The following is a 21,592-nucleotide window of genomic DNA, read 5'->3' on the forward strand; positions in this document are numbered from 1 at the left end:
TATGCCTAGTGCGCTCAGGGTTGAAAAGGCTACGACCGCCACTAAACGGTTCTTCACGTAAGCATTTAATCTTAGAATGTTCTTCTAAGGCGGGCCTAGCGATCTCGATAGAAGTTGGATCGCTTTATGCGAGACCGAGTCGCTGCATATCGCCCTTTTTTGCGTCGGCAAGGAGGCGAGTCAAGGGCACGCCAAGCGCTGCGCACACCTCCGGAAGCTCGTCGGCATAGAGGCGTCGCGTGCCGGTCTCTAGGGATGCCACTCGGCTCTGCGACCACCCAAGAGCGTTCGCCAGTTCGGTCTGACTCATCCCACGCCGAGACCGCTCGGCGCGCACCGCGCGCTTGAGGGCCAGGGCGAGGGAATCGGACACCTGGCGAACGTAGGCAGGGCGGCCGGGTATAAGCACGCCCGGCCTGGTACTTCACCCGGACAGCGGGTAAAGTACCCGGATCGCGACTACTCGTAGTTGTGATCTTCAAGCGGTGGGTGTGCGTCCATGAGTACGGGGTCTGGGCGCGCACCTGCCAGCCACGCCCGGTGGTGCTTCCTGGGGCGCACAGGGAGTGAAGGACGCTACCGGGGCCGCCTGTCCCCCTCGCGAATCCCTCCGCCGAGGGGGACAGGTGTTTTGGCGGCTACTCGGACCGGCCGGCCGAATCGCGCCGAAGGATCTCGGTCGCCTCGCTCGGGCTCAGGTCCCAGTTATTGCGGGTGCTGCTCCACTGGTCGAGGACGTCGGCCAGGGCGCCTACAGCCTGGCCAGGGTACCCGGCGGCGTCGAGCTCGGCGGCTGCGACGGTGAGGTCTGGTGACCAGCGCCAGGCAATGGCGGCCAGTTCGGCGACGTAGTCGGGTTCGCTGAGGTAGCTGCCGCTGCGCTGCGCAGCCAGCTCGAGCATTTCGTCTCGGACGCCGTGCTCGTCGGCCAGGGCGTGGGCCAGGACGGTTAGGACGCGGGCACCCTTTTGGTAGGTGGAGTAGGCCGACTTGAGAGCGGATGCTTTGCCGACCTCTGTGCCTAGGCGGCGGACGATGACGTCGGTTCCGGAGAATATGGCGGCCAGCATGAGGGTGGCATGGCTCGGTCCGGCGACGTAGAGCGCTGGTTTCTTGCCGGTGCCGGGTACGGAGCCGATGATCGCTCCGTCGATGACTGCGGCGCCCGGGAGTGCCTTGGTGATCTGGTCGAGCTGCTGACGGGTCACCGGGTTGGCTTCGACGTAATCCTTCCCGCTGACGTCGTACTGGCCCACTTCGGCGGCGATGGCTTCGGCGAACATCGGTGGGCAGATGCTCAGGATGACGTCGGATCGCTCGACCAGCTCGGCCACGGTGGGCACTGCGGTGAATCGGCCGGCCTCGGCCCGGGCCGCGGTGGCTTCGCTGCGGCCAGTGGGGCACCACAGCACGTCAACGTTCTTGCGGGCTTCGGCGGCGATCCCAGCTCCCATTCGTCCGGGGTGAAGGATGCCGACGGTGAGCTGTTGATCGTGCGTCACAAAGTCTCCTGGTCGAGGTGCCGGGTTACGCGGATGCTTTGAGCACCTTGTCTACCAATGCCGACGCCTGGACCTGTAGCGGGGAGCTGGACGCGGAGTTGTCGATCAGCTCGAACGGGCCGTTCGGCCGCATGTCCAGGTCGATGCTGTCCAGGTAGGCGGGCCAGTCGGCCAGCTTGGTTGCGTCCCGGGCCGCGCCGCGCTGACGCATGTATCGGTGCATGGTGTCGGGTTCGCAGTAGACCCAGACCAGCGTGGCCTTGCCACCGCGCGCGGTGATGGACGCGGTGGTGCGGTCTACCCACGCCTTGTCCCGCAGCTCCCGCAGGAACGGCGCGGCCACGATCGCGCTGTTGCCGCACTCGACGTTCTCGAGGTAGGCCGCCTCGGTCGCTTCGTACTCCCGGGGACGGATCCGCTCTAGGTAGACGTCGGACTCCCGATCGTTGGGTGAGCGGTCCAGGATCTCTAGGGCCGCCTCGACCACGGGGCGGGTGAGCGTGTCCTTGTCGAGCATCGGCCACCCGGTGAGGCGGGCCAGGACGCGGGCCAGCTCGGACTTGCCCGAGCCGGGGAAGCCGCCGACCAGGAGCACCTGCGGTGTCTCGGGCCGCCACGGGGTCGGGGTGGTCTCGCCGGGGAAGTGGATCAGGCGCCGGGATCGGGAGTGGTTGACGACCAGGCCATCAGCGGCCAGGAGCTTCATGGCTTCGTTGATCGTGAAGACGCTGACCTTCCACTCTTCGGCCAGCTGGCGGGACGACGGCAGGGTCTCGCCGTCGCGGAGTCGGCCGGCCTGAATCTGGTTGCGGATGCTGCGGGCAATCTGCACATGCAACGCCTCACCTCGGGTCAGGGGTTGCCCGTCCGTGGTCATGCTTCGCGCCTCCTGATAGGTGCCTTCGATCGTTAAGCCATTCAGATGCTAACAGTCTGATTGGTTGCATCGTCGCAGGTAGAACGCTTTCTTCCAGTGCAGTTGTTCCTAACAGTTGACCAGCGAGCCATTCAGTTGTTAGCTTCCTCGTACTGCTTCACCGGACATCACGAGGGGACAACGAGATGCGAGCGGTAGGGGATGGCCCGAGCCGGGCCGAGCTTCGCGCGATTGAGGCCGAATGGCCGCTGATCGAGGCGGAAATGGATGTGCTGGACGCGGAAATCGTCCTGTTGCGCAACGAACCGAACGCCGATGAGCTGGCCGTGCGCCGACTGCGCCGCGCTGAGGCTGAAGTGACGCGACGGATGCGTGAGTTCTTCGCTCTGGACGCCGGGACGCTGGACGATGCGGCGTGAGTGCGATCGAGGCTGAGCGCCTGGCTTCGGTCCGGGCCGCGATCGTGAAGCGGGACCCGCAGGGGCGGATCGTGCGGCGGGTGGCCATCGGCTACCTGGTCGCCCTGGTAGCCGCGCCGCCGATCACCGCGGCCGGTCTGGCCCTGGTTGGGCACTTCGACCAGGCCGCGCCGAGCACGCCGGTTCACCGGGTGGTCCAGTCCCGATGCGTCAACGGGTCGATCCATCAGGGCATCGACACCGGCCGCGCCGATGGGCTGCTGCTGGCCCGCACCACGGCGGTGAGCTGCTGATGGGCGCACGCAAGCACCTGCGCCCGGACGAGTACGCCGACCAGGCCGCCGAGGCGATCCGCAGCCTCAACCACGCCACGATCGGCGCCGGTGCCTACGTCTACCCGTCCGACGTTGACGCAGTCATAGCGCACTTGTTGGCCACGGTTTATGGCATGTGTCAGTCCCTTTCGCAGATTCAGCGATGGATCTTCGCGGAGGCGGATGCCGGGCGGGTCGGGCACGACCAGGACGCCGACGTCGAGACCGAGCTGGAGGCCCTATCCGGCGCGCTGATGATCGCGGCTGGCCGGATCGAACAGACGGTGCAACAGCTCGACGCCGCGCGCCGGGTGAGCGCCCACCTGACACAGACCACGAGCAACGACGGGACGGGGAACTGAGCATGGACGCCAACACCACTGTCACGAAGACCGAGGCACCGCGCCGCGCGTGGCCGGTCCTGCTGCTGGCCCTGCCCGCCTTCGTCGCGATCTGGTCCGGGTGGGTCGAGCTGGGCAGGCTGACCGGGTTCGGTCCGGTCTCGCCGCTGCCGGGGATCTGGGACGAGTTGACCATCGATACCGCGATCACGCTGCCGATCGGGGTCGAGACCTACGCCGCCTATGCCATGTACGTGTGGCTGGCGCTGGACGTGTCCGAGCGAGCCCAGCGCTTCGCCCGCGTCTCCGCGATCGGCTCCCTGGTCCTCGGTGCCGGTGGCCAGGTCGCCTACCACCTGATGGCAGCGGCCGGAGTCATCAAGGCCCCATGGCAGATCACTGCCCTGGTCGCCTGCCTGCCGGTGATCGTGCTCGGGATGGGCGCTGCCCTGGCTCACCTGGTCCACGAGACCCCAGCGGCTGAGCCGACTGCGGAACCGGTCGAGCACGACCAGGACGACGCGGAGGCCTGGACCGAGCGGGCCGTGATCGTGAACGCTCTGCGCGACCAGCACACCGACCAGCCCGCACCGGCAGACACCGAGCCGATCGCGCCCGCTGAGACAGCCACGCCGATTCGGTCGGCAGAGGCTGACCAGGCACGACGCCCCACGAAGGGCACCCGACGCGCCGGTGCCTCGGGCAACGCGGACAAGGCACGAAAGCTCCGCGAAAGGTACCCGGACTGGACCGTGGCCCGGATCGCTGAGCGGGTCGGGGTGACCGAGCGGACCGCGCGCCGGTACCTCAACACCGCACCGGCCGACCAGACCGACCAGGCGCCGGAGTCCGCCGACCTGGCCGCCTGAACCTCAACCGCTACGTAGTGCGGCCCGCCCTGCCCCTGTACCGGGCGGGCCGCTGATCCCGGGAACTGCACCGCTGCACCCCTGGAAGGGGAACTACGGATGAGCACCGCGCCCGAGTACGGCACACCGCCCGAAGACCACACCACCGACCAGGCCGAGACCAGCACGCAACGGGACGCCAACGTCGTGGACCTGGCCGCCGCACGAATCCGCTCCACCCCGGACAACCGACCGGACAAGCACCCGGACACCGACCCGGACACCGTGACGGTCGTCGGGGAGGTCAGTGAAGGCCACTTCGATGTGGCTCTGGACGAGGAACCGCAGCACGGCGGAGCCGCCGTTGACGCCCTACCCACGATCGGCCCGAGCGGCGCTGCGGCCCGGCTGCCGATCATCCCGCCGGGCCTGGCCGGGTGGCTGAACATCAAGGCCACGATCCAGGACGCGCTGATGCTGGCCGGGCATGTGTCCGCGTTCCATCTGGTCCGCGCCCCTTGGTACGGCGCTCAGGTCCTGTTCTGGGCCCTGGTCGGCGTGCCCGTGTTGATCGGTCGCCAGTTGCGGTGGTGGTGGCTGGTCGAACAGCACGGCCTACGGCAGCAAGCCGCCGCCGAGAACGACTCTCAGGCCTGGCTTCGGCTGCACCGGGAGGTCAAGGCCACCCGCCGCTGGAGAGGCATCGTCCTGGTCGCTCAGGTCCTGGTCCTGGCCATCGGCGGGCCGGTGCTGTGGTTCTCGGCCCCGCCGCTGATCGTGGCTGGTCTCCTGGCCGCCGTGCTGGTGCTGCTGGCCCGGATCGGTCGTCCGGCTGACCGGTCGATCGTGGCCAAGGCCGTAGTGACCGGCCGGTTCCGCCGGATGAACCCGGACATCGTGTTGCGGGCCTACTACGCCGCCAATCTCGGGCACCCGGACAAGGCTGACAAGCAGATCGGGTTCGCCTCACCGATGTCCCGCGACGTCACCGGCAGCGGATCTCAGGTCGCGATCGATCTGCCGTTCGGCACCGGCTTCACCCACGTCCGCAACGCCAAGACCGCCATTGCCTCGGGCCTGGACGTCTCGGCGAACCAGGTGTTCCTGACTCCCGATGAGAGCTCCGAGCGTCGTCACCTGTTGTTCGTGGCCGACCGTGACCCGCTGGCCGTTCATGCCGGCCGATCTCCGCTGCTGGACTGCAAGGTACGCGACATCTGGACTCCGGCGCCGTTCGGCCTGGATGAGCGCGGCCGCAAGGTGCTGCTGGACCTGATGTGGATCTCGATCCTGATCGGCGCCCAGCCCCGTAAGGGCAAGACGTTCGCCGCCCGGGCCCTGGCGTTGTTCGCATCCCTGGACCCGTACGTTCGGATCCTGCTAGCCGATGGCAAGAACAGCCCGGACTGGGACAAGTTCCGCCTGGTCGCGCACCGGGCCGTGTTCGGCACTGTGCCCAACGCTCGGGACAACGACCCGGTGACGCACCTGGTGGAGATGCTGACCGAAGTCAAGAAGCACATTGAGGACGTCAACGAGTTCCTGGCGTCCCTGCCGACCAGTGAGTGCCCGGAAGGCAAGATCACACGGGACCTTTCGCGGAAGTACCCGCGCCTGCGGGTCTGGCTGCTGGTGATGGAAGAGTTCCAGGTCTACTACGAACTGGACGACCAGGAGACGAACAAGAAGATCGCGGGCCTGCTTTCGTACATCATGGCGGTCGGTCCGTCCGCCGGGGTGATCCTGCTGTCGTCCTCGCAGAAGCCCTCTGGCGTCGGGGCCGGGGACGTCGGGCGACTGTTCAACCGTTACCGCGACAACCACGCCGTGCGCTTCGCCCTCAAGTGCGGCAACCGCGTCGTCTCGGATGCTGTGCTCGGCGGTGACGCCTACCAGGAGGGATTCGACGCCGCTTCGCTGCCGACCGGCAAGAAGTACCGAGGCGTCGGGATCCTCTACGGCGCAACCGATGACACTCCCGTCGTGCGGACCTACCTCGCCGACCACGCGGACGCTGAGAACATCCTCAAGGCTGCCCGCCGCCACCGCGAGGCCGCCGGGACCCTGTCCGGAGACGCTGCGGGGGAGAGCACGCCGCGAGAGGTGCGTGACGTCCTGGCCGACGTCGCAGCGGTCTTCTCCGGTGAGCCCGGCCTGCACTGGACGCACATCGCTACCCGCCTCGCGGAAACCTTCCCCGAACACTACGCCGACATCACCGCCGAGACGATCTCCACCCAACTTCGAGCCCTGAAACTACCCAGCGTGAATGTCAAGGTCGCCGGGGAACCTCGCAAGGGACTACGCCACAAGGATCTGACCGCAGCCATCGACGCCCGCCAGGCCAGCACCTAACACCAGGCCACAGCTCCACCCGAACCAGAACGTTTTCCCCGGTCCCGCCGGACGATCCATCCCCGGCGCCACGGGCCAGAAGGTAGCGGCCCGATCGCTACCGGGTAGCGGCAGCGCTACCAGCCCCGCTACCGGACCACTTCCGCACTGACCTGCACCGGCGCTACCTGCCACAAAACCAGGTAGCGGGTAGCGCCGGTGACCCAGCACGTCCAAAAACAGCCCCAGGAGGCCGAACCGTGCTGTCTCTCGCCGCTACCGCCACCCACCACACCGCCGCACTCATCACCGCTCTGTCCCCGATGCCGGCCGAATCGCATGACCACGGCCAGGTCGCCCCTACCGCGACCGGATCCGGGCACCTGCTCGCCTGGTTCGCATCGTCTGCGGGTCTTCTGGTCCTGGCCCTGATCGTGACGTTGGGTTACGCGTTCACCTGCTGGATCTGGCCGTTCAAGCCCTGCCGCTACTGCCACGGCAGCGGCAAGCGCCGCGCCCCCTTCGACATCAACGCCGTGCGGATCCACGGCCGGTGCAACGGAACCGGCCTGCGACTGCGCAACGGCCGCCGCCTCTACGAGTACCTGCGCACCGAACAACGCGGCGCCCACACCCACCGCTAAATCCCCACTCTCACCGGAGGTACCCGCACATGAACCACTACGTCCACCCGCAGATGAGCCCGAGCGAACCCGTCCTGCTGGGCGTCGCAATGGCCCACCCCCGCTACCTGGGAACCGTCCTGTCCGACATCGAACCGGCCGATCTCCACTCGCCCCAGCACCGGGCGATCCTGCGAGCCTTCTACACGATCAACGGTCGCCGTCAGCCGATCGAGGCGCCCCTGGTCGTCGCCGAGCTGGAACGCCAGCACGGCGCCCGACCCCTGGCCGGGGAGCCCTGGGCCTTCGTCGTCGGCGCCTGCCTCGGTGCCAGTGTCACCGTCCCGCAGGCCTGCCAGGAACACCGCCGGGCCGTCCTGGAAGCCCGCCTGCGCCGCGAAGCCTTCGAATACGCCGACGCCATCGCAGACAACGCAACTGGCCCCCTGGTGGCGCTGGAAAAGCTCCTCGCGGACAGCATGAGCGCCATGGGCCGCACCCTGGCCCGCATCGCCGAACACACCCCGGACGCCGCCACGCTCCGATCCGCCGAGCGTCCCCGCGCTGCCTGATCTTTCGATCTGCGACGAACCCTGACCACCCGAGCAACCGAAGGAGAGAACGCCTGTGACGGACGAGAAAGGCCCCTCGCAAGCATCCCGCCTGGTCGCCCTGGCCGAAGAGTCCTACCGCTTGGTCCAGGGCATGGACGGCCGCGCCTACGCCGTCGACCGCCGCGGCCCCGCCGTCGCCCTGCCCTTGCGCGGCAGGGACGGACTGCGCCAGCGCCTGGCCCGCACTTACTACACCGAAACCAACTCCGCGGCTTCATCATCGGCTCTGAGCGATGCCATGACCGTGATTGAGGGCATGGCCGCTGAAAGCCCCGCCGAAACCGTTGGCCTGCGGGTCGCCGCGCACCCCGGAGGCATGATCCTGGACCTGGGCGACGCGACCGGCCGCGTGGTGCGGATCGAACCCGGCCGCTGGTGGATCGAGGCACACTCCCCGGTCCTGTTCCGCCGCACTGCCCTCACCCAGCCGCTCCCGGTCCCGCAGCGCCCTGGCAGCCTGGACGGCTTCCGGCAGTTGCTGAACGTCGATGACGACGGGTTCGCTCTGATTGTGGCCTGGCTGCTGGCCGCGCTGATCCCGAACATTCCACATCCGATCCTGGCCCTGTTGGGAGAGCAGGGCACCGCCAAATCGACCGCAGCGGCGTTCTGCGTCGGCCTGATCGATCCGTCCCCGGCACCGCTGCGCAGCGCCCCGAAAGACGTCAAGGCATGGGCCGTCACGGCCACCGCGTCCTGGACGGTCGCCCTGGACAACGTCTCAACTATCGCGCCCTGGTTCTCCGACACGCTCTGCAAGGCCGTCACCGGGGACGGCATCGTCGACCGGGCTCTGTTCACCGATGACGATGTGACCGTTCTGGCGTTTCGCCGGGTCATTGCGCTGACGTCGATCGATGCCGGAAGCCTCGCCGGGGACTTGGCCGAACGCATGGTTCCGGTTGAGCTGCAACGCATCACACCCGACCGCCGACGCCCGGATGCCGACGTCGCGGCCGACTACCGCCAGGCCCAGCCTGCGACCCTGGCCGCGCTGCTGGACCTGCTGGCCGGAGTCCTGGCCGCGCTGCCCACGGTCGAGTTGGCCGAGCTACCTCGGATGGCCGACTTCGCCCGAATGCTGGCCGCACTCGACACCGTCACCGGCTGGAACTCCCTGGCCGCCTACCAACAGCGAACCAACGAAAGCAACCACGCCGTCGTCGAATCCGACCCGTTCGCCACCGCCATCACCGCCATGGTCAAGGGCACCGTAGCCGGATGGGCCGGAACCATCGCCGAGCTACTGGCCACCATCACGCCCGAACACCCGCCGCGCGGCTGGCCACGAACCAACCGCGCGGCCGGTGGCCACCTGCGCCGGATCTCGCCCGCACTGCGCGCCTGCGGGATCAACGTCGAAGCCACCAAAAGTAACGGAGAGCGGATCTTCCGTCTCACGCCCGACCAGGAGGCTCCGCCCGTTCAAGGTGCCTGGATCGAACAGCCCCTACAGACCCTGCCTGGCCCCTAAAGCCTTCTGGCCAGCGGGTACGCGCCCAAAAGGCAGGGTCTGTAGACCGGAACCAACAGACCCTCTACAGACCCTGGCAGGGCCCGTACAGACCCTGCCCCCTCCCAACAGGCCCTGATTCCAGCCCTACAGACCCTGCCCGCCGAATCGGCCGGCATGAGCTGACCTGCACAAACGCCCGAGGCAGGGTCTGTAGGGGCCGTAGGGCCTGTCGAATCCAGCCCCCTTGAACGCAACCCCTCCGACCCTGACCCACCGTGACGGGAGAACGTCCCCATGGACAGCCACGCCGCCGTGCCTGAACTGCTCACGATCGAGGCCGCCGCCGAGCGGATCAGCATGAGTGCCCGCTACGTCCGGCGCCTGGTCGCCGAACGCCGGATCGTGTTCTATCGCCTCGGTCGAGCCGTCCGCATCGACCCCCGGGACCTGGTCGAGTACATCGCCGCCGGAAAAGTCGCCCCGATCACCGAAACCACCGTGTGGAATGACCTCAGGAGGGCTGCCTAAATGGCATCTGCAAAGCGTCGTTTCGGAGCAGTGCGCAAGCTGCCGTCTGGCCGGTTCCAGGCTCGGTACCTCGACAGCGACGGGGTGATGAAGGCCGCGCCGAACACGTTCGCCCGCAAGGAGGAGGCGAATAGATGGCTCACCATGACCGAGGCCGCGTTGGTTCGCGGTGACTGGATCGATCCGTCTCGCGGCCGAATCCTGCTAAAAGACTATGCGGAGCGCTGGATCAACGAACGGCCCAAGCTGAGGCCGCGCACGATCGCGCTGTATCGCCAACTCCTGCGCTCCCACATCGTGCCCAAGCTCGGCGGCATAACGATCGGGGATCTGACAACGGCTCGAATCCGCTCCTGGCGGACGGAACTCATGGCCGGGGGAGTGTCGGCGCTTGTGGTGGCCAAGGCGTACCGGCTGCTGCGGGCCGTGCTGAACACTGCGGTGAAAGAGGACGAATTGATCCGCAAGAATCCGTGCCGCATCCCCGGCGCCGACAAAGAGGAAAGCGCTGAGCGCCCGGTGCTGACGATGGTCCAGGTGTTCGCGCTGGCCAAACTGTTGCCCGAGCAATTCCAGGCCATGGTGCTGGTGACCACCTTCGCCTGTCTGCGCTGGGGTGAGGTGACCGCGTTGACTCGGGCGGATATCGACCTCAAGGCCCGCACGGTCCGCGTGGTGAACGCCTATGGAGAAGTGGAGGGGAGCGGTTTGGAGCTCGGCCCTACGAAGTCGCGGGCCGGACGCCGAACGGTCAGCATCCCGGAAGCGATCGTGCCGACGATCCGAAAGCACCTGGACGACTTCGTGCCGGCCGATCCGGCCGCGCTGGTGTTTACCGGCGTGAGCAAGGCCCGCCCACCGCTGCGGAGAAATAATTTCGCCAAGCTGGTCGGGTGGAGGACGGCAACCGCTGCGGTGGGATCACCGGGGCTGCACTTCCACGACCTGCGGCACACGGGGAACACCCTCGCGGCGGCCACGGGAGCCAGCACACGGGATCTGATGACTCGGATGGGGCATGACAGCGCTCGGGCCGCCTTGATCTATCAGCACGCCACCGCCCGGGCCGACAAGGCGATCGCTGAGGCCCTGGACGCTGCGGTGCGGGCTATGAAGGACGACGACCAGGACCAGGACGATGATCCGGAGGACGACGCGACCGGCGTGCCTGCTCCCGTCTGACTCCCGCGTGCGATCCGAATCGCACGCGATCAAGGTCTGACCTGCGGCGCCATCTGGCACGTATCTGGCACGCGGGCCAAAAGTGGTGTTACGAAGAAGGGCCAGGATCGGAGGCTGTGCGCCTCTGACCTGGCCCTTCTTGCGTGGAGCGGGTGACCGGGATCGAACCGGCATGACCAGCTTGGAAGGCTGGGGCTCTACCATTGAGCTACACCCGCGTGTGGAGCAGTTCGTACGATAGCCGGAAATCCGGAAACCGGGCGAACGGTTCCTCCGACGTGTCGTAGCCTACTGCCTGTCACCCGGGCGGTCGGACATCTACGTGCGGCCGGGCGGGCGGCGGGGTGTGGCGCAGCTTGGTAGCGCGTCCGCTTTGGGAGCGGAAGGCCCCCGGTTCGAATCCGGGTACCCCGACGAGCGCAGTGATGCGCAGAACATCTGGGCTGGTCACAGCCCTGGTTCAGGTCCCCTGTCACGAATAGTGGCTAGGGTGGGCCGGGCCTGTCCTACCCGCCTTCGTGGCGCGGCTAGGATGTGCCGAAGGCCATGATGCCTGTCCTGCCCCTGGGCGCGCGCTCGCGCTGCCGGCGGCGGGGCCGACAGCGGGCCGCATCGTCCTCAGTTGTCCAAAGGCCAGGAGAAGTCCCCTCGTGAAGAGCGCCGTCGAGACCCTCAACCCCACCCGGGTCAAGCTCACCGTCGAGGTGCCCTTCGACGAACTCAAGCCGAGCATGGACGCGGCCTACAAGAGCATCGCCTCGCAGGTCACCGTCCCCGGCTTCCGCAAGGGCAAGGTGCCGCCGCGGATCATCGACCAGCGGTTCGGCCGCGGCGTCGTGATCGAGGAGGCCGTCAACAGCGCCCTGCCCGGCTTCTACACGCAGGCCGTGCAGGAGTCCGAGATCCGCCCGCTCGGCCAGCCCGAGGTCGACGTCACCTCCGTGCCCGACCCGGCCACCGGCGGCGACCTGGCCTTCACCGCCGAGGTCGACGTGCGCCCCGAGTTCGAGCTGCCCGCCCTCGACGCCGTCGAGGTCACCGTCGACGACGTGAAGGTCGCCGACGAGCAGGTCGAGGAGCGGCTGCAGACGCTGCGCGAGCGCTTCGGCTCCCTGGTCACCGTCGAGCGCCCGGCCGCCGAGGGCGACTTCCTGAGCATCGACATCGCCGCCACCATCGGCGACGAGGAGATCGACAGCGTCAAGGGCGTCTCCTACCGGGTCGGCTCGGGCGAGATGCTGCAGGGCATGGACGACGTCCTGCCGGGCCTCTCGGCCGGCGAGACCACCACGTTCGACTCGCCGCTGGCCGGTGGCGAGCGCGCCGGTGAGGACGCCCACGTCACCGTCACCGTGCAGTCGGTGAAGGAGCGCGAGCTGCCCGAGGCCGACGACGAGTTCGCCCAGATGGCCTCCGAGTTCGACACCCTCGAGGAGCTGCGCGCCAGCCTCTCCGAGCAGGCCGGCCAGGAGGCCCGCTACCAGCAGGGCATCCAGGCGCGTGAGCGTCTGCTGGAGAAGCTGCTCGAGGCCGTCGAGATCCCGGTGCCCGAGGGCATCATCAAGGCCGAGGTCAAGCAGCACCTCGAGCAGGAGGGCAAGGCCGAGGACGACCCGCACGGCGAGGAGGTCGAGGTCGAGGCCCGCAAGGCGTTCAAGGCCCAGCTCCTGCTCGACGCGATCGCCGAGAAGGAAGAGGTCCAGGTCGGCCAGCAGGAGCTGATCGAGTACCTGCTCGCCAGCGCCCAGCAGTACCGGATGGACCCGAACGAGTTCATCAAGGCCGTGGACGAGGCCGGTCAGGTGCCGTCGATGGTGGCCGAGGTCGGCCGCCGCAAGGCGCTGGCCCAGGTGCTCGAGCGCGCCCAGGTGAAGGACGAGTCGGGCAACGAGATCAACCTCGCCGAGCTCTTCCCGGCCAGCGCCGAGGAGGCGGGCGACGAGGCCGCCCTCGAGGGTGAGGTCGTCGAGGACGAGGTCGCCGAGGAGCAGGGCGAGAAGAAGAAGTCGGACGACCCGACGGCGCTGCCCACCCTCTGAGGCAGGTAGCTCGGGCCAGACAGAACCGGCATCCGGATCGACGAAACTCGGTCGGGATGCCGGTTCTGCTTTCCGCAGAAGTACGACCACCGATCCGGCCCCCACTCCCGGTGGGACGCCAGTGAAATCGGCCGCCGGTCCCGGTCATTCACTCCTACGGGTCTCGCCCCCTGGGGCGTGTCGCCTGGTCAGAGGCCATCCGGGTCATGCACCGTGGGCCCCGATGCGCCCACAGCGAACAACGGCCGGTAGGGGAGGATCACCGGGAGTGGTCCGCGTTAGGGTCAATGCACCGGGTGGTCCACCCGGTACCCGGCTCAGGCAGCCGGACTAGGTGCCAACGTTTTGGGGAGCGACATCGTGAGCCACTTGATCGTTCCGGGGAGCGCCCCGGCGACGAATTCGTTCGACCAGCCGGTGGCCCGCACGGCGTCACCCGGCATGGGTTACGACGACCACGTCTACAACCGCCTCCTGAAGGACCGGATCATCTTCCTCGGTTCCGAGGTGCGCGACGAGAACGCGAACGCGATCTGCGCGCAGATGCTGCTGCTGGCCGCGGAGGACCCGAACAAGGACATCTACCTCTACATCAACTCGCCCGGTGGCTCGGTGACCGCCGGCATGGCGATCTACGACACCATGCAGTACGTCTCCTGCGACGTGGCCACCATCGCGATGGGCCTGGCCGCCTCGATGGGGCAGTTCCTGCTGACCGCGGGGGCCAAGGGCAAGCGTTCGGCCACCCCGCACGCCCGCGTGATGATGCACCAGCCGCTGGGCGGCATCGGCGGTTCGGCCACCGATATCAAGATCCAGGCCGAGCAGATCCTGCACATCAAGAAGCAGATGGCCGAGCTGATCGCCGCGCAGACCGGGCAGACGGTCGAGACCATCACCAAGGACTCCGACCGCGACCGCTGGTTCACCGCGCAGGAAGCCCTGGAGTACGGCATCGTCGACCACGTGGTCCGCTCCGCGCGTGACGTCAGCGGCGGCGGCGGCACCGGCGTCTGAGCCGTCTCGCCGCCCGCCCGTCCGACATCGATCCCACCGGCCTCAGTCAGCATCAGGAGTGACCCGATGAGCTACCCCGACCACCACGCAGGCCTGCACCTGCCGGGTTCCGGTCGCAGCGCCTCCCCGCAGGTCGCCGCGCCGAGCAGCCGCTACGTGCTCCCGAACTTCGAGGAGCGCACCGCCTACGGCTTCAAGCGGATGGACCCGTACACGAAGCTGTTCGAGGACCGCATCATCTTCCTCGGTGTGCAGGTCGACGACGCGTCCGCCGACGACGTCATGGCCCAGCTGATCGTGCTGGAGAGCCAGGACCCGGACCGCGACATCACGCTCTACATCAACAGCCCGGGTGGCTCGTTCACCGCCCTTACGGCAATCTACGACACCATGCAGTACGTGAAGCCGGACATTCAGACCGTCTGCCTCGGCCAGGCCGCCTCGGCCGCCGCCGTGCTGCTGGCGGCCGGCACCAAGGGCAAGCGCCTCGCCCTGCCGAACGCCCGCGTGCTGATCCACCAGCCGGCCATGTCGGGTGGCGACTACGGCCAGGCGTCGGACATCGAGATCCAGGCCAACGAGGTGCTGCGGATGCGTACCTGGCTGGAAGACACCATCGCACTGCACTCGAACCGCAGTTCGGAGCAGGTGCAGAAAGACATCGAGCGGGACAAGATCCTGACCGCCGAAGCGGCTCTTGAGTACGGTCTGGTCGACCAGGTGCTCAGTAGCCGTAAGGGCGTTCAGGTTTCCACCCCGCCCCCGTCCGGCGCCTGACACGCCGACCGAACAGGGGGTGCCGCTGACAGCGGCGTCCCAGTGGCGTTGAATGGTGCTGGGGCCGGTCGGATGCACGACGTGGCGGAGAGCCAGTAAGCCCCCCGGAGGAAGGACTGCGCGTGGCACGCATCGGAGACGGTGGCGACCTGCTGAAGTGCTCTTTCTGTGGAAAGAGCCAGAAGCAGGTGAAGAAGCTCATCGCCGGGCCCGGCGTCTACATCTGCGACGAGTGCATCGACCTGTGCAATGAGATCATCGAGGAGGAGCTGGCCGAGGCCAGCGAGCTCGGCCTGGTCGAGCTGCCGAAGCCGAAGGAGATCTTCGACTTCCTCGAGCAGTACGTGGTCGGGCAGACGCCGGCGAAGAAGAGCCTCGCGGTGGCCGTGTACAACCACTACAAGCGGATCCAGGCGGGCGAGCCCGGCCGGCGCGGCGACGAGCCGGTCGAGATCGCCAAGTCGAACATCCTCCTGATCGGCCCGACCGGCTGCGGCAAGACGTATCTGGCCCAGACCCTGGCCAAGATGCTGAACGTGCCGTTCGCCATCGCCGACGCGACCGCTCTCACCGAGGCCGGTTACGTCGGCGAGGACGTCGAGAACATCCTGCTGAAGCTGATCCAGGCGGCGGACTACGACGTCAAGAAGGCCGAGACCGGGATCATCTACATCGACGAGGTCGACAAGATCGCCCGGAAGTCGGAGAACCCCTCGATCACCCGGGACGTCTCCGGCGAGGGGGTTCAGCAGGCGCTGCTGAAGATCCTGGAGGGCACGACCGCCTCGGTCCCGCCGCAGGGCGGGCGCAAGCACCCGCACCAGGAGTTCATCCAGATCGACACCACCAACGTGCTGTTCATCGTGGGTGGGGCGTTCGCCGGGCTGGACCAGATCATCCAGTCCCGGGTGGGCAAGCGGGGCATCGGGTTCGGCGCCCCCCTGCACCAGCCGAAGGCGGACGCCGACTCCTACGCCGACGTGATGCCGGAAGACCTGCTGAAGTTCGGGCTGATCCCCGAGTTCATCGGCCGGCTGCCGGTGATCACCACGGTCTCCAACCTCGACCGGGAGGCGCTCGTGCGCATCCTCACCCGGCCGAAGAACGCGCTGGTCAAGCAGTACCAGCGGATGTTCGAGATCGACGGCGTGGAGCTGGAGTTCTCCGACGACGCGCTCGACGCCATCGCCGACCAGGCCATCCTGCGCGGCACCGGCGCCCGGGGTCTGCGGGCGATCGTCGAGGAGGTCCTGCTGCCGGTCATGTTCGACGTGCCCAGCCGCGACGACGTGGCCCGCTGCGTGGTCACCCGCGAGGTCGTGCTGGAGAACGTGAACCCGACCCTGGTGCCCCGCGAGGCACCGGTCCGCAAGCCGCGGGAGCGGCGCGAGAAGTCGGCCTGACCCACCGGGCCGCCGGAACCGAACCGAGGCGACCACCCACGTCCATCAATTGAGGACGGGGTGGTCGCCTCGGTCGTTTGCCGCACCACCGGGGGGCGAACGGTTCAATACCCGGTTCGGGTGGTGGTTACCAGCAGGGACTCGGAGAAGATCGCCTGCGTCGCCCCAAGCAGCTACGGGGATGGGGCGCACGGAACTTCTCGGGGGAACGCGAAGTGAATCGGAAAGTATTGGTGGGGCTGGCCGTCCTGGCGATCGGCGGCAGCGCCGTGGCCACCGGCCCGGCCGGGGCCGCAGCCGCGGCGGCACCGAGGGCGGCCGCGGCTCCGGTGGACGGCGCCTCGGTCTCCGGGGTGTCGGACGACGACCTGGTCGGGCCTCTGCAGGTGAAAGCCCGCGCTCTGCGGGAGAAGGCGATCACCCAGGTCCTGAACGGGCAGGCCGAGGTGGAGACCCGCAACGGCAGCAAGGTGGTGCGTCTGGCCGGCGCGGCCGACGCCGCGGATGGCGTGAAGGCACGCGGCAGCGACCCCGGCGAGGGCCAGTACGTGGAACTCGGCCGGCAGACGACCGACAAGATCTTCGTGGTGCTGGCCGAGTTCGGCAATCAGCGCCACCCGCAGTTCCCGGACCAGGACACCGATCCCGACACACCGGGCCCGGCGGTGTTCGACGGTCCGCTGCGCAATCAGATCCAGAAGCCCGGCGCCGACGACAACTCCACCAACTGGCAGCCGGACTACGACAAGAAGCACTACGAGGACCTGTATTTCGGGGCCGGCGAGTCGCTGCGCACCTACTACGAGACGCAGAGCTCGGGGCGCTACAGCGTCGAGGGCACGGTGACCGACTGGGTGCGGGTGCCGTACAACGAGGCCCGCTACGGCCGATCCGACGGCTATCCCTGCCCCACCTCGGTCTGCACCAACGTCTGGTCCCTGGTGTCCGACGCGCTGAAGGTGTGGGTGGACGGGCAGAAGGCCGCCGGGCGCACCGACGCCCAGATCAAGGCGGACATGGCCGGGTTCGACCGGTGGGACCGCTACGACTTCGACCTGGACGGCAACTTCAACGAGCCGGACGGGTACATCGACCACTTCCAGGTCGTGCACGCCGGCGGGGACCAGGCCGACGGGGACCGCCAGCAGGGCGAGGACGCGATCTGGAGCCACCGCTCGTACGTCAACCGCGACCAGCTGGGGGTCGCCGGACCGGCCGGGAACCGGCTGGGCGGCTCGCAGGTCGGCAACACCGGCATCTGGGTCGGCGACTACACGATGCAGCCGGAGAACGGCGGCATGGACGTCTTCGCCCACGAGTACGGGCACGACCTGGGGCTGCCGGACGACTACGACACGGCCGGGGGCGAGGGCAGCCCGGTGGAGTGGTGGTCGCTGATGGCACAGAGCCGGCTGAGCGGAGCGGGCGAGCCGGTGGGCAGCCGGGCCGGTGACCTCGGGGCCTGGCAGAAGCTGATGCTGGGCTGGCTGGACTACGAGCTGGTGCCGTTCGGCCGCCGCGACCGGGTCGTGGAGCTCGGCCCGCAGGAGTACAACACCTCCCGGACGCAGGCGGTGATCGTGCCTCTGCCGCTCAAGGAGGTCGTCACCCAGCTGCCGCAGCCACCGAGCGGGTCGTACGAGTGGTGGAGCGGGTCGGGAGACCTGATCTCGCACACCCTCGGCCGGGTGCTCACCGTGCCGAAGGGCGCGCCCAAGCTCACCTTCCAGGCCAACTGGAACATCGAGGACTGCGAGAAGGAGGCCTGCGACTACGCCTACGTGGAGGTCAGCACCGGGGGTACGTGGAAGGCGCTGCCCGGTTCGATCACGAACCCCGCTGAGGGCAACGCGATCGAGGGGGCGAGCAAGGGCTGGCAGCCGGCTTCGTTCGACCTGAGTGCGTACGCGGGCAAGAACATCGCCCTTCGTTTCCGCTACACCACCGACCCGGCCGCGGCCGGCGCCGACCCGAAGCGCCCGGCCGGGCTCTTCCTCGACGACATCACCGTTGCCGGGGCCTTCGCCGACGACGCGGAGAACGGCAACAACGGCTGGCTGGCAAGCGGTTTCGCGCGGACGAAGGGCACCGTTTCCTCGTTCTACGACAACTACTACATCGCCGGGCACCGTTCCTACGTCAGCTACGACCAGTACCTGAAGACCGGCCCGTACAACTTCGGCTGGCCGGACCGGCCGCAGTGGGCCGAGCACTTCCCCTACCAGGAAGGGCTTCTGGTCTCCTACTGGGACCTGTCGCAGGCTGACAACAATGTCAGCGAGCACCCGGGGGAGGGGCGCAACCTCTACGTGGACGCGCACCCGGCCCCGTTGTTCCGCAACGACGGGAAGCCGTTCCGGACCCGCATCCAGCTCTTCGACGCACCGTTCGGCCTGGACAAGACCGACAGCCTCGGCCTGCACACGGCGGGGCAGAAGACGAAGATCCCGAAGCGGCCCGGTAATCCGGTCTTCGACGACAAGCAGAACTACTTCGACCCGGTGCAGCTCGACCACGGGGTGAAGGTGCGGGGTGCCGGGGTGCGGATCGAGGTGCTGAAGCAGAAGAAGACCCACATGACGGTCCGGGTCACCACCCCCTGAGACCGCCCGACCTCGCAGTTCGACAGCGCCCCGGCCGACCGGCCGGGGCGCTGTTGTGCGTGGGGCGGGGGTGACGGGATCGGCGGGTTTCGTCCAGGTTTCTTGCCGTTGACCCGACAAATAACAGAAAGCACCTTAACGGGAGCTGTCGATTGGCTTAGGTTCTACTCCGAGTCCTGCGGCACCTGGACCGTGGGATCGGCGGACTCGGAGGTCTGAGTGCGAAAAGTCCTGGTGGGTCTGGCGACCCTATCCCTGGCCGCGGGAGCGGCGATCACCCTCCCCGGCACGGCCTCGGCGGCGATTCCTCGGGCGCAACCCGCCGTGGACGGTGCCGAGCACACTCACGGCAGTGACGACCTGTCCAGCCCCCAGCAGGACAAGGCCCGGGCTTTGCGCCAGGAGGCCCTGACCCGGGTGCTGAACGGCGAGGCGAAGGTTCAGGAGAGGAACGGCAGCCAGGTCGTCAAGATGGCCGGGCGCAAGGGCAAGGCCGACGACAAGTACGTCGAGCTGGCCCGTGAGCAGACCGACCGGATCTTCGTGGTCCTGGCCGAGTTCGGCGACCAGCGGCACCCGGACTACCCGGACCAGGACACCGACCCCGACTTCGTCGGTCCCACGGTGTTCGACGGGCCGCTGCACAACAAGATCCCGGCGCCGGGCAAGGACGACAACACCACGGTCTGGCAGAAGGACTACAGCCAGAAGCACTACCAGGACCTGTACTTCGGTGAGGGCAAGGGCGTCGAGTCGCTCAAGACCTACTACGAGACGCAGTCGTCCGGGCGCTACAGCGTGGAGGGCACCGTCACCGACTGGGTGAAGCTGCCGTACAACGAGGCCCGCTACGGCCGTTCCAACGGTTACCCCTGCCCGGACACGATCTGCGAGAACACCTGGGAGATGGTGACCGACGGGCTCAAGGCCTGGGTCGCCGACCAGAAGGCCAAGGGGCAGACCGACGCGCAGATCAAGGCCGCGGTCGCCGAGTTCGACCAGTGGGACCGCTACGACTTCGACGGGGACGGCAACTTCAACGAGCCGGACGGCTACGTCGACCACTTCCAGATCGTCCACGCCGGCGGCGACCAGGCCGACCAGGACCCGCAGCAGGGTGAGGACGCGGTCTGGAGCCACCGCTGGTACGCCTACTTCGACCAGGCCGGCGCGGCCGGCCCGGCGAACAACCAGCTGGGCGGCACCCAGATCGGCAACACCGGCATCTGGGTCGGCGACTACACCACGCAGCCCGAGAACGGCGGGCTGAGCGTGTTCGCCCACGAGTACGGCCACGACCTGGGCCTGCCCGACAACTACGACATCTCCGGGGGTGAGGGCAGCCCCGTGGAGTGGTGGTCGCTGATGGCGCAGAGCCGGCTCAGCGGCAAGGGCGAGGCGCTCGGCACCCGGGCCGGTGACATCGGCGCCTGGGAGAAGCTCCAGCTCGGCTGGCTGGACTTCGAGGTGGTGCAGGCCGGTAAGGACAAGAAGCGCACCATCGACCTCGGCCCCTCGGAGTACAACACCAAGAAGCCGCAGGCCGCAGTGGTCGTCCTGCCCAAGAAGAAGGTGCAGGAGAAGCTGGTCGCGCCCGCTGCCGGTGAGTACCAGTGGTACAGCGACACCGGCAACGACCTGACCAACACCCTGACCCGCTCGGTCGACCTGCCGGCCGGCTCGCCCCAGCTGACCTTCCAGGCCAACTGGAACATCGAGGACTGCGGCGAGACCGCCTGCGACTACGCCTTCGTCGAGGTCGACGACGGCAGCGGCTACAAGGTGCTGCCCGGCTCGATCACCAACGCCGCCGAGGGCAACGGCATCGACGGGGTGAGCAAGGGCTGGAAGCCGGCCACCTTCGACCTGTCCGCCTACGCCGGCAAGAAGGTGCAGCTGCGCTTCCGCTACGCCACCGACCCGGCCACCGCGGGCAACCAGGGCGCCGGTCAGCCGGCCGGGATCTTCCTGGACCAGATCGCGGTGCGGGCCGGTGACACGGTCGTGTTCGAGGACGGTGCCGAGACCGTCGACGCGGCCTGGGCGGCGAAGGGCTTCCGACGGGCCCAGGGCACCCAGGAAGTGGAGTACGACCACTACTACATCGCCGCCAACCGGTCGTACATCAGCTACGACAAGTACCTGAAGACCGGCCCGTACAACTACGGCTGGGCCAAGACCCGGCCCGACTACGCGGAGCACTTCCCCTACCAGGAGGGCCTGCTGGTCACCTACTGGGACACCGCGTTCGACGACAACGACGTGAGCGTGCACCCGGGCCAGGGCCGCAACCTGAACGTCGACGCCCACCCCAAGGCCCTGATCCGGTCCGACGGCAAGCCGTGGCGCACCCGGGTGCAGCTGTACGACGCGCCGTTCGGCAAGAAGAAGGCCGACAGCATCACCCTGCACTGGGAGGGCAAGAAGCAGACCATCAAGGGTCTGAAGGGCAACCCGGTCTTCGACGACACCAAGAACTACTTCGACCCCAAGCAGCTCGACCACGGGGTGAAGGTGGCCGGAGCCGGGGTCCGGATCGAGGTGACCAAGCAGAGCGGGGCCTCGTCCACGATCCGGGTGACCACCAAGTGATCTGAACCGCAGTTCGACGACGGCGTCCCGGTCACCGACCGGGGCGCCGTCGGCGCGTCCGGCAGCTGTCGTGCAGTTCACGCCCCTGGATCGGCAGCGGTTCCTGACTTAAGGTTAGGCTGC

The 21,592-nt window shown here is 67.9% G+C and carries 18 protein-coding genes, 2 tRNA genes and 1 pseudogene; 17 read left to right on the top strand and 4 right to left on the bottom strand.

The features are described from left to right. Positions 1 to 124 precede the first annotated feature (124 nt). The 3 genes from LWF15_RS38105 to LWF15_RS09500 form a co-directional block, all read right to left on the bottom strand. Positions 125 to 409: a helix-turn-helix domain-containing protein gene (locus LWF15_RS38105; protein WP_408622903.1), complete on the bottom strand. Its 285-nt coding sequence runs from the start codon at positions 407 to 409 to the stop codon at positions 125 to 127. Between the two features lie 229 nt (positions 410 to 638). Continuing rightward, a complete protein-coding gene (locus tag LWF15_RS09495) occupies positions 639 to 1,502 on the bottom strand; it encodes a hypothetical protein (protein WP_232810054.1) in 864 nt (287 codons plus the stop codon). A 25-nt stretch (positions 1,503 to 1,527) separates the two neighbouring features. After that, entirely contained in the window at positions 1,528 to 2,379 is an 852-nt protein-coding gene (locus tag LWF15_RS09500; protein WP_232810055.1) for a GntR family transcriptional regulator, read from the bottom strand. A gap of 185 nt (positions 2,380 to 2,564) precedes the next feature. Here LWF15_RS09500 and LWF15_RS09505 point away from each other — a divergent pair, with 185 nt between their 5' ends. The 10 genes and pseudogenes from LWF15_RS09505 to LWF15_RS09550 all read left to right on the top strand — a co-directional run bounded on the left by LWF15_RS09505 (position 2,565) and on the right by LWF15_RS09550 (position 11,038). Beyond that, complete coding sequence (locus LWF15_RS09505; RefSeq protein ID WP_232810056.1) at positions 2,565 to 2,798, top strand: DUF6284 family protein; 234 nt, start codon at positions 2,565 to 2,567, stop codon at positions 2,796 to 2,798. Then, on the top strand, positions 2,795 to 3,091 hold the full coding sequence (locus tag LWF15_RS09510; RefSeq protein ID WP_232810057.1) for a hypothetical protein: 297 nt from the start codon (positions 2,795 to 2,797) through the stop codon (positions 3,089 to 3,091). Before LWF15_RS09505 ends, LWF15_RS09510 begins: the two co-directional genes overlap by 4 nt. Then, on the top strand, positions 3,091 to 3,474 hold the full coding sequence (locus LWF15_RS09515; protein WP_232810058.1) for a hypothetical protein: 384 nt from the start codon (positions 3,091 to 3,093) through the stop codon (positions 3,472 to 3,474). Before LWF15_RS09510 ends, LWF15_RS09515 begins: the two co-directional genes overlap by 1 nt. Before the next feature lie 41 nt (positions 3,475 to 3,515). Next, positions 3,516 to 3,917: pseudogene (locus LWF15_RS38110) on the top strand (ABC transporter permease); the annotation flags it as partial. A 504-nt stretch (positions 3,918 to 4,421) separates the two neighbouring features. Further along, on the top strand, positions 4,422 to 6,656 hold the full coding sequence (locus LWF15_RS09525) for a hypothetical protein (RefSeq protein WP_232810060.1): 2,235 nt from the start codon (positions 4,422 to 4,424) through the stop codon (positions 6,654 to 6,656). 239 nt (positions 6,657 to 6,895) lie between these two features. After that, on the top strand, positions 6,896 to 7,279 hold the full coding sequence (locus LWF15_RS09530) for a hypothetical protein (RefSeq protein WP_232810061.1): 384 nt from the start codon (positions 6,896 to 6,898) through the stop codon (positions 7,277 to 7,279). A 29-nt stretch (positions 7,280 to 7,308) separates the two neighbouring features. Continuing rightward, positions 7,309 to 7,830, top strand: a complete 522-nt coding sequence (locus tag LWF15_RS09535) for a DnaB-like helicase N-terminal domain-containing protein (RefSeq protein WP_232810062.1) — start codon at positions 7,309 to 7,311, stop codon at positions 7,828 to 7,830. A gap of 55 nt (positions 7,831 to 7,885) precedes the next feature. Further along, on the top strand, positions 7,886 to 9,346 hold the full coding sequence (locus LWF15_RS09540; protein WP_232810063.1) for a hypothetical protein: 1,461 nt from the start codon (positions 7,886 to 7,888) through the stop codon (positions 9,344 to 9,346). 276 nt (positions 9,347 to 9,622) lie between these two features. Beyond that, a complete protein-coding gene (locus LWF15_RS09545; protein WP_232810064.1) occupies positions 9,623 to 9,856 on the top strand; it encodes a helix-turn-helix domain-containing protein in 234 nt (77 codons plus the stop codon). Then, positions 9,857 to 11,038, top strand: coding sequence for a tyrosine-type recombinase/integrase (locus tag LWF15_RS09550; RefSeq protein WP_232810065.1), 1,182 nt, complete (start codon positions 9,857 to 9,859; stop codon positions 11,036 to 11,038). A gap of 144 nt (positions 11,039 to 11,182) precedes the next feature. Here the strand turns inward: LWF15_RS09550 and LWF15_RS09555 are convergent. Beyond that, a tRNA-Gly gene (locus tag LWF15_RS09555) sits at positions 11,183 to 11,256 on the bottom strand. Positions 11,257 to 11,378: 122 nt separating this feature from the next. Between LWF15_RS09555 and LWF15_RS09560 the strand changes: the two genes are divergently transcribed. The 7 genes from LWF15_RS09560 to LWF15_RS09590 all read left to right on the top strand — a co-directional run bounded on the left by LWF15_RS09560 (position 11,379) and on the right by LWF15_RS09590 (position 21,469). Further along, a tRNA-Pro gene (locus LWF15_RS09560) sits at positions 11,379 to 11,452 on the top strand. Positions 11,453 to 11,688: 236 nt separating this feature from the next. After that, positions 11,689 to 13,077, top strand: coding sequence for a trigger factor (gene tig / locus LWF15_RS09565; RefSeq protein WP_232810066.1), 1,389 nt, complete (start codon positions 11,689 to 11,691; stop codon positions 13,075 to 13,077). Positions 13,078 to 13,518: 441 nt separating this feature from the next. Further along, on the top strand, positions 13,519 to 14,094 hold the full coding sequence (locus tag LWF15_RS09570) for an ATP-dependent Clp protease proteolytic subunit (RefSeq protein ID WP_232810179.1): 576 nt from the start codon (positions 13,519 to 13,521) through the stop codon (positions 14,092 to 14,094). A 66-nt stretch (positions 14,095 to 14,160) separates the two neighbouring features. Then, positions 14,161 to 14,871, top strand: coding sequence for an ATP-dependent Clp protease proteolytic subunit (locus LWF15_RS09575; protein ID WP_232810067.1), 711 nt, complete (start codon positions 14,161 to 14,163; stop codon positions 14,869 to 14,871). A 122-nt stretch (positions 14,872 to 14,993) separates the two neighbouring features. Then, on the top strand, positions 14,994 to 16,274 hold the full coding sequence (gene clpX / locus LWF15_RS09580) for an ATP-dependent Clp protease ATP-binding subunit ClpX (RefSeq protein WP_232810068.1): 1,281 nt from the start codon (positions 14,994 to 14,996) through the stop codon (positions 16,272 to 16,274). Positions 16,275 to 16,489: 215 nt separating this feature from the next. Continuing rightward, positions 16,490 to 18,877, top strand: coding sequence for an immune inhibitor A domain-containing protein (locus LWF15_RS09585; protein WP_232810069.1), 2,388 nt, complete (start codon positions 16,490 to 16,492; stop codon positions 18,875 to 18,877). A 219-nt stretch (positions 18,878 to 19,096) separates the two neighbouring features. Further along, positions 19,097 to 21,469: an immune inhibitor A domain-containing protein gene (locus LWF15_RS09590; protein ID WP_232810070.1), complete on the top strand. Its 2,373-nt coding sequence runs from the start codon at positions 19,097 to 19,099 to the stop codon at positions 21,467 to 21,469. Positions 21,470 to 21,592: the final 123 nt, after the last annotated feature.

The sequence above is a fragment of the Kineosporia rhizophila genome, from assembly GCF_021277265.1.
Lineage (GTDB): Bacteria > Actinomycetota > Actinomycetes > Actinomycetales > Kineosporiaceae > Kineosporia > Kineosporia rhizophila.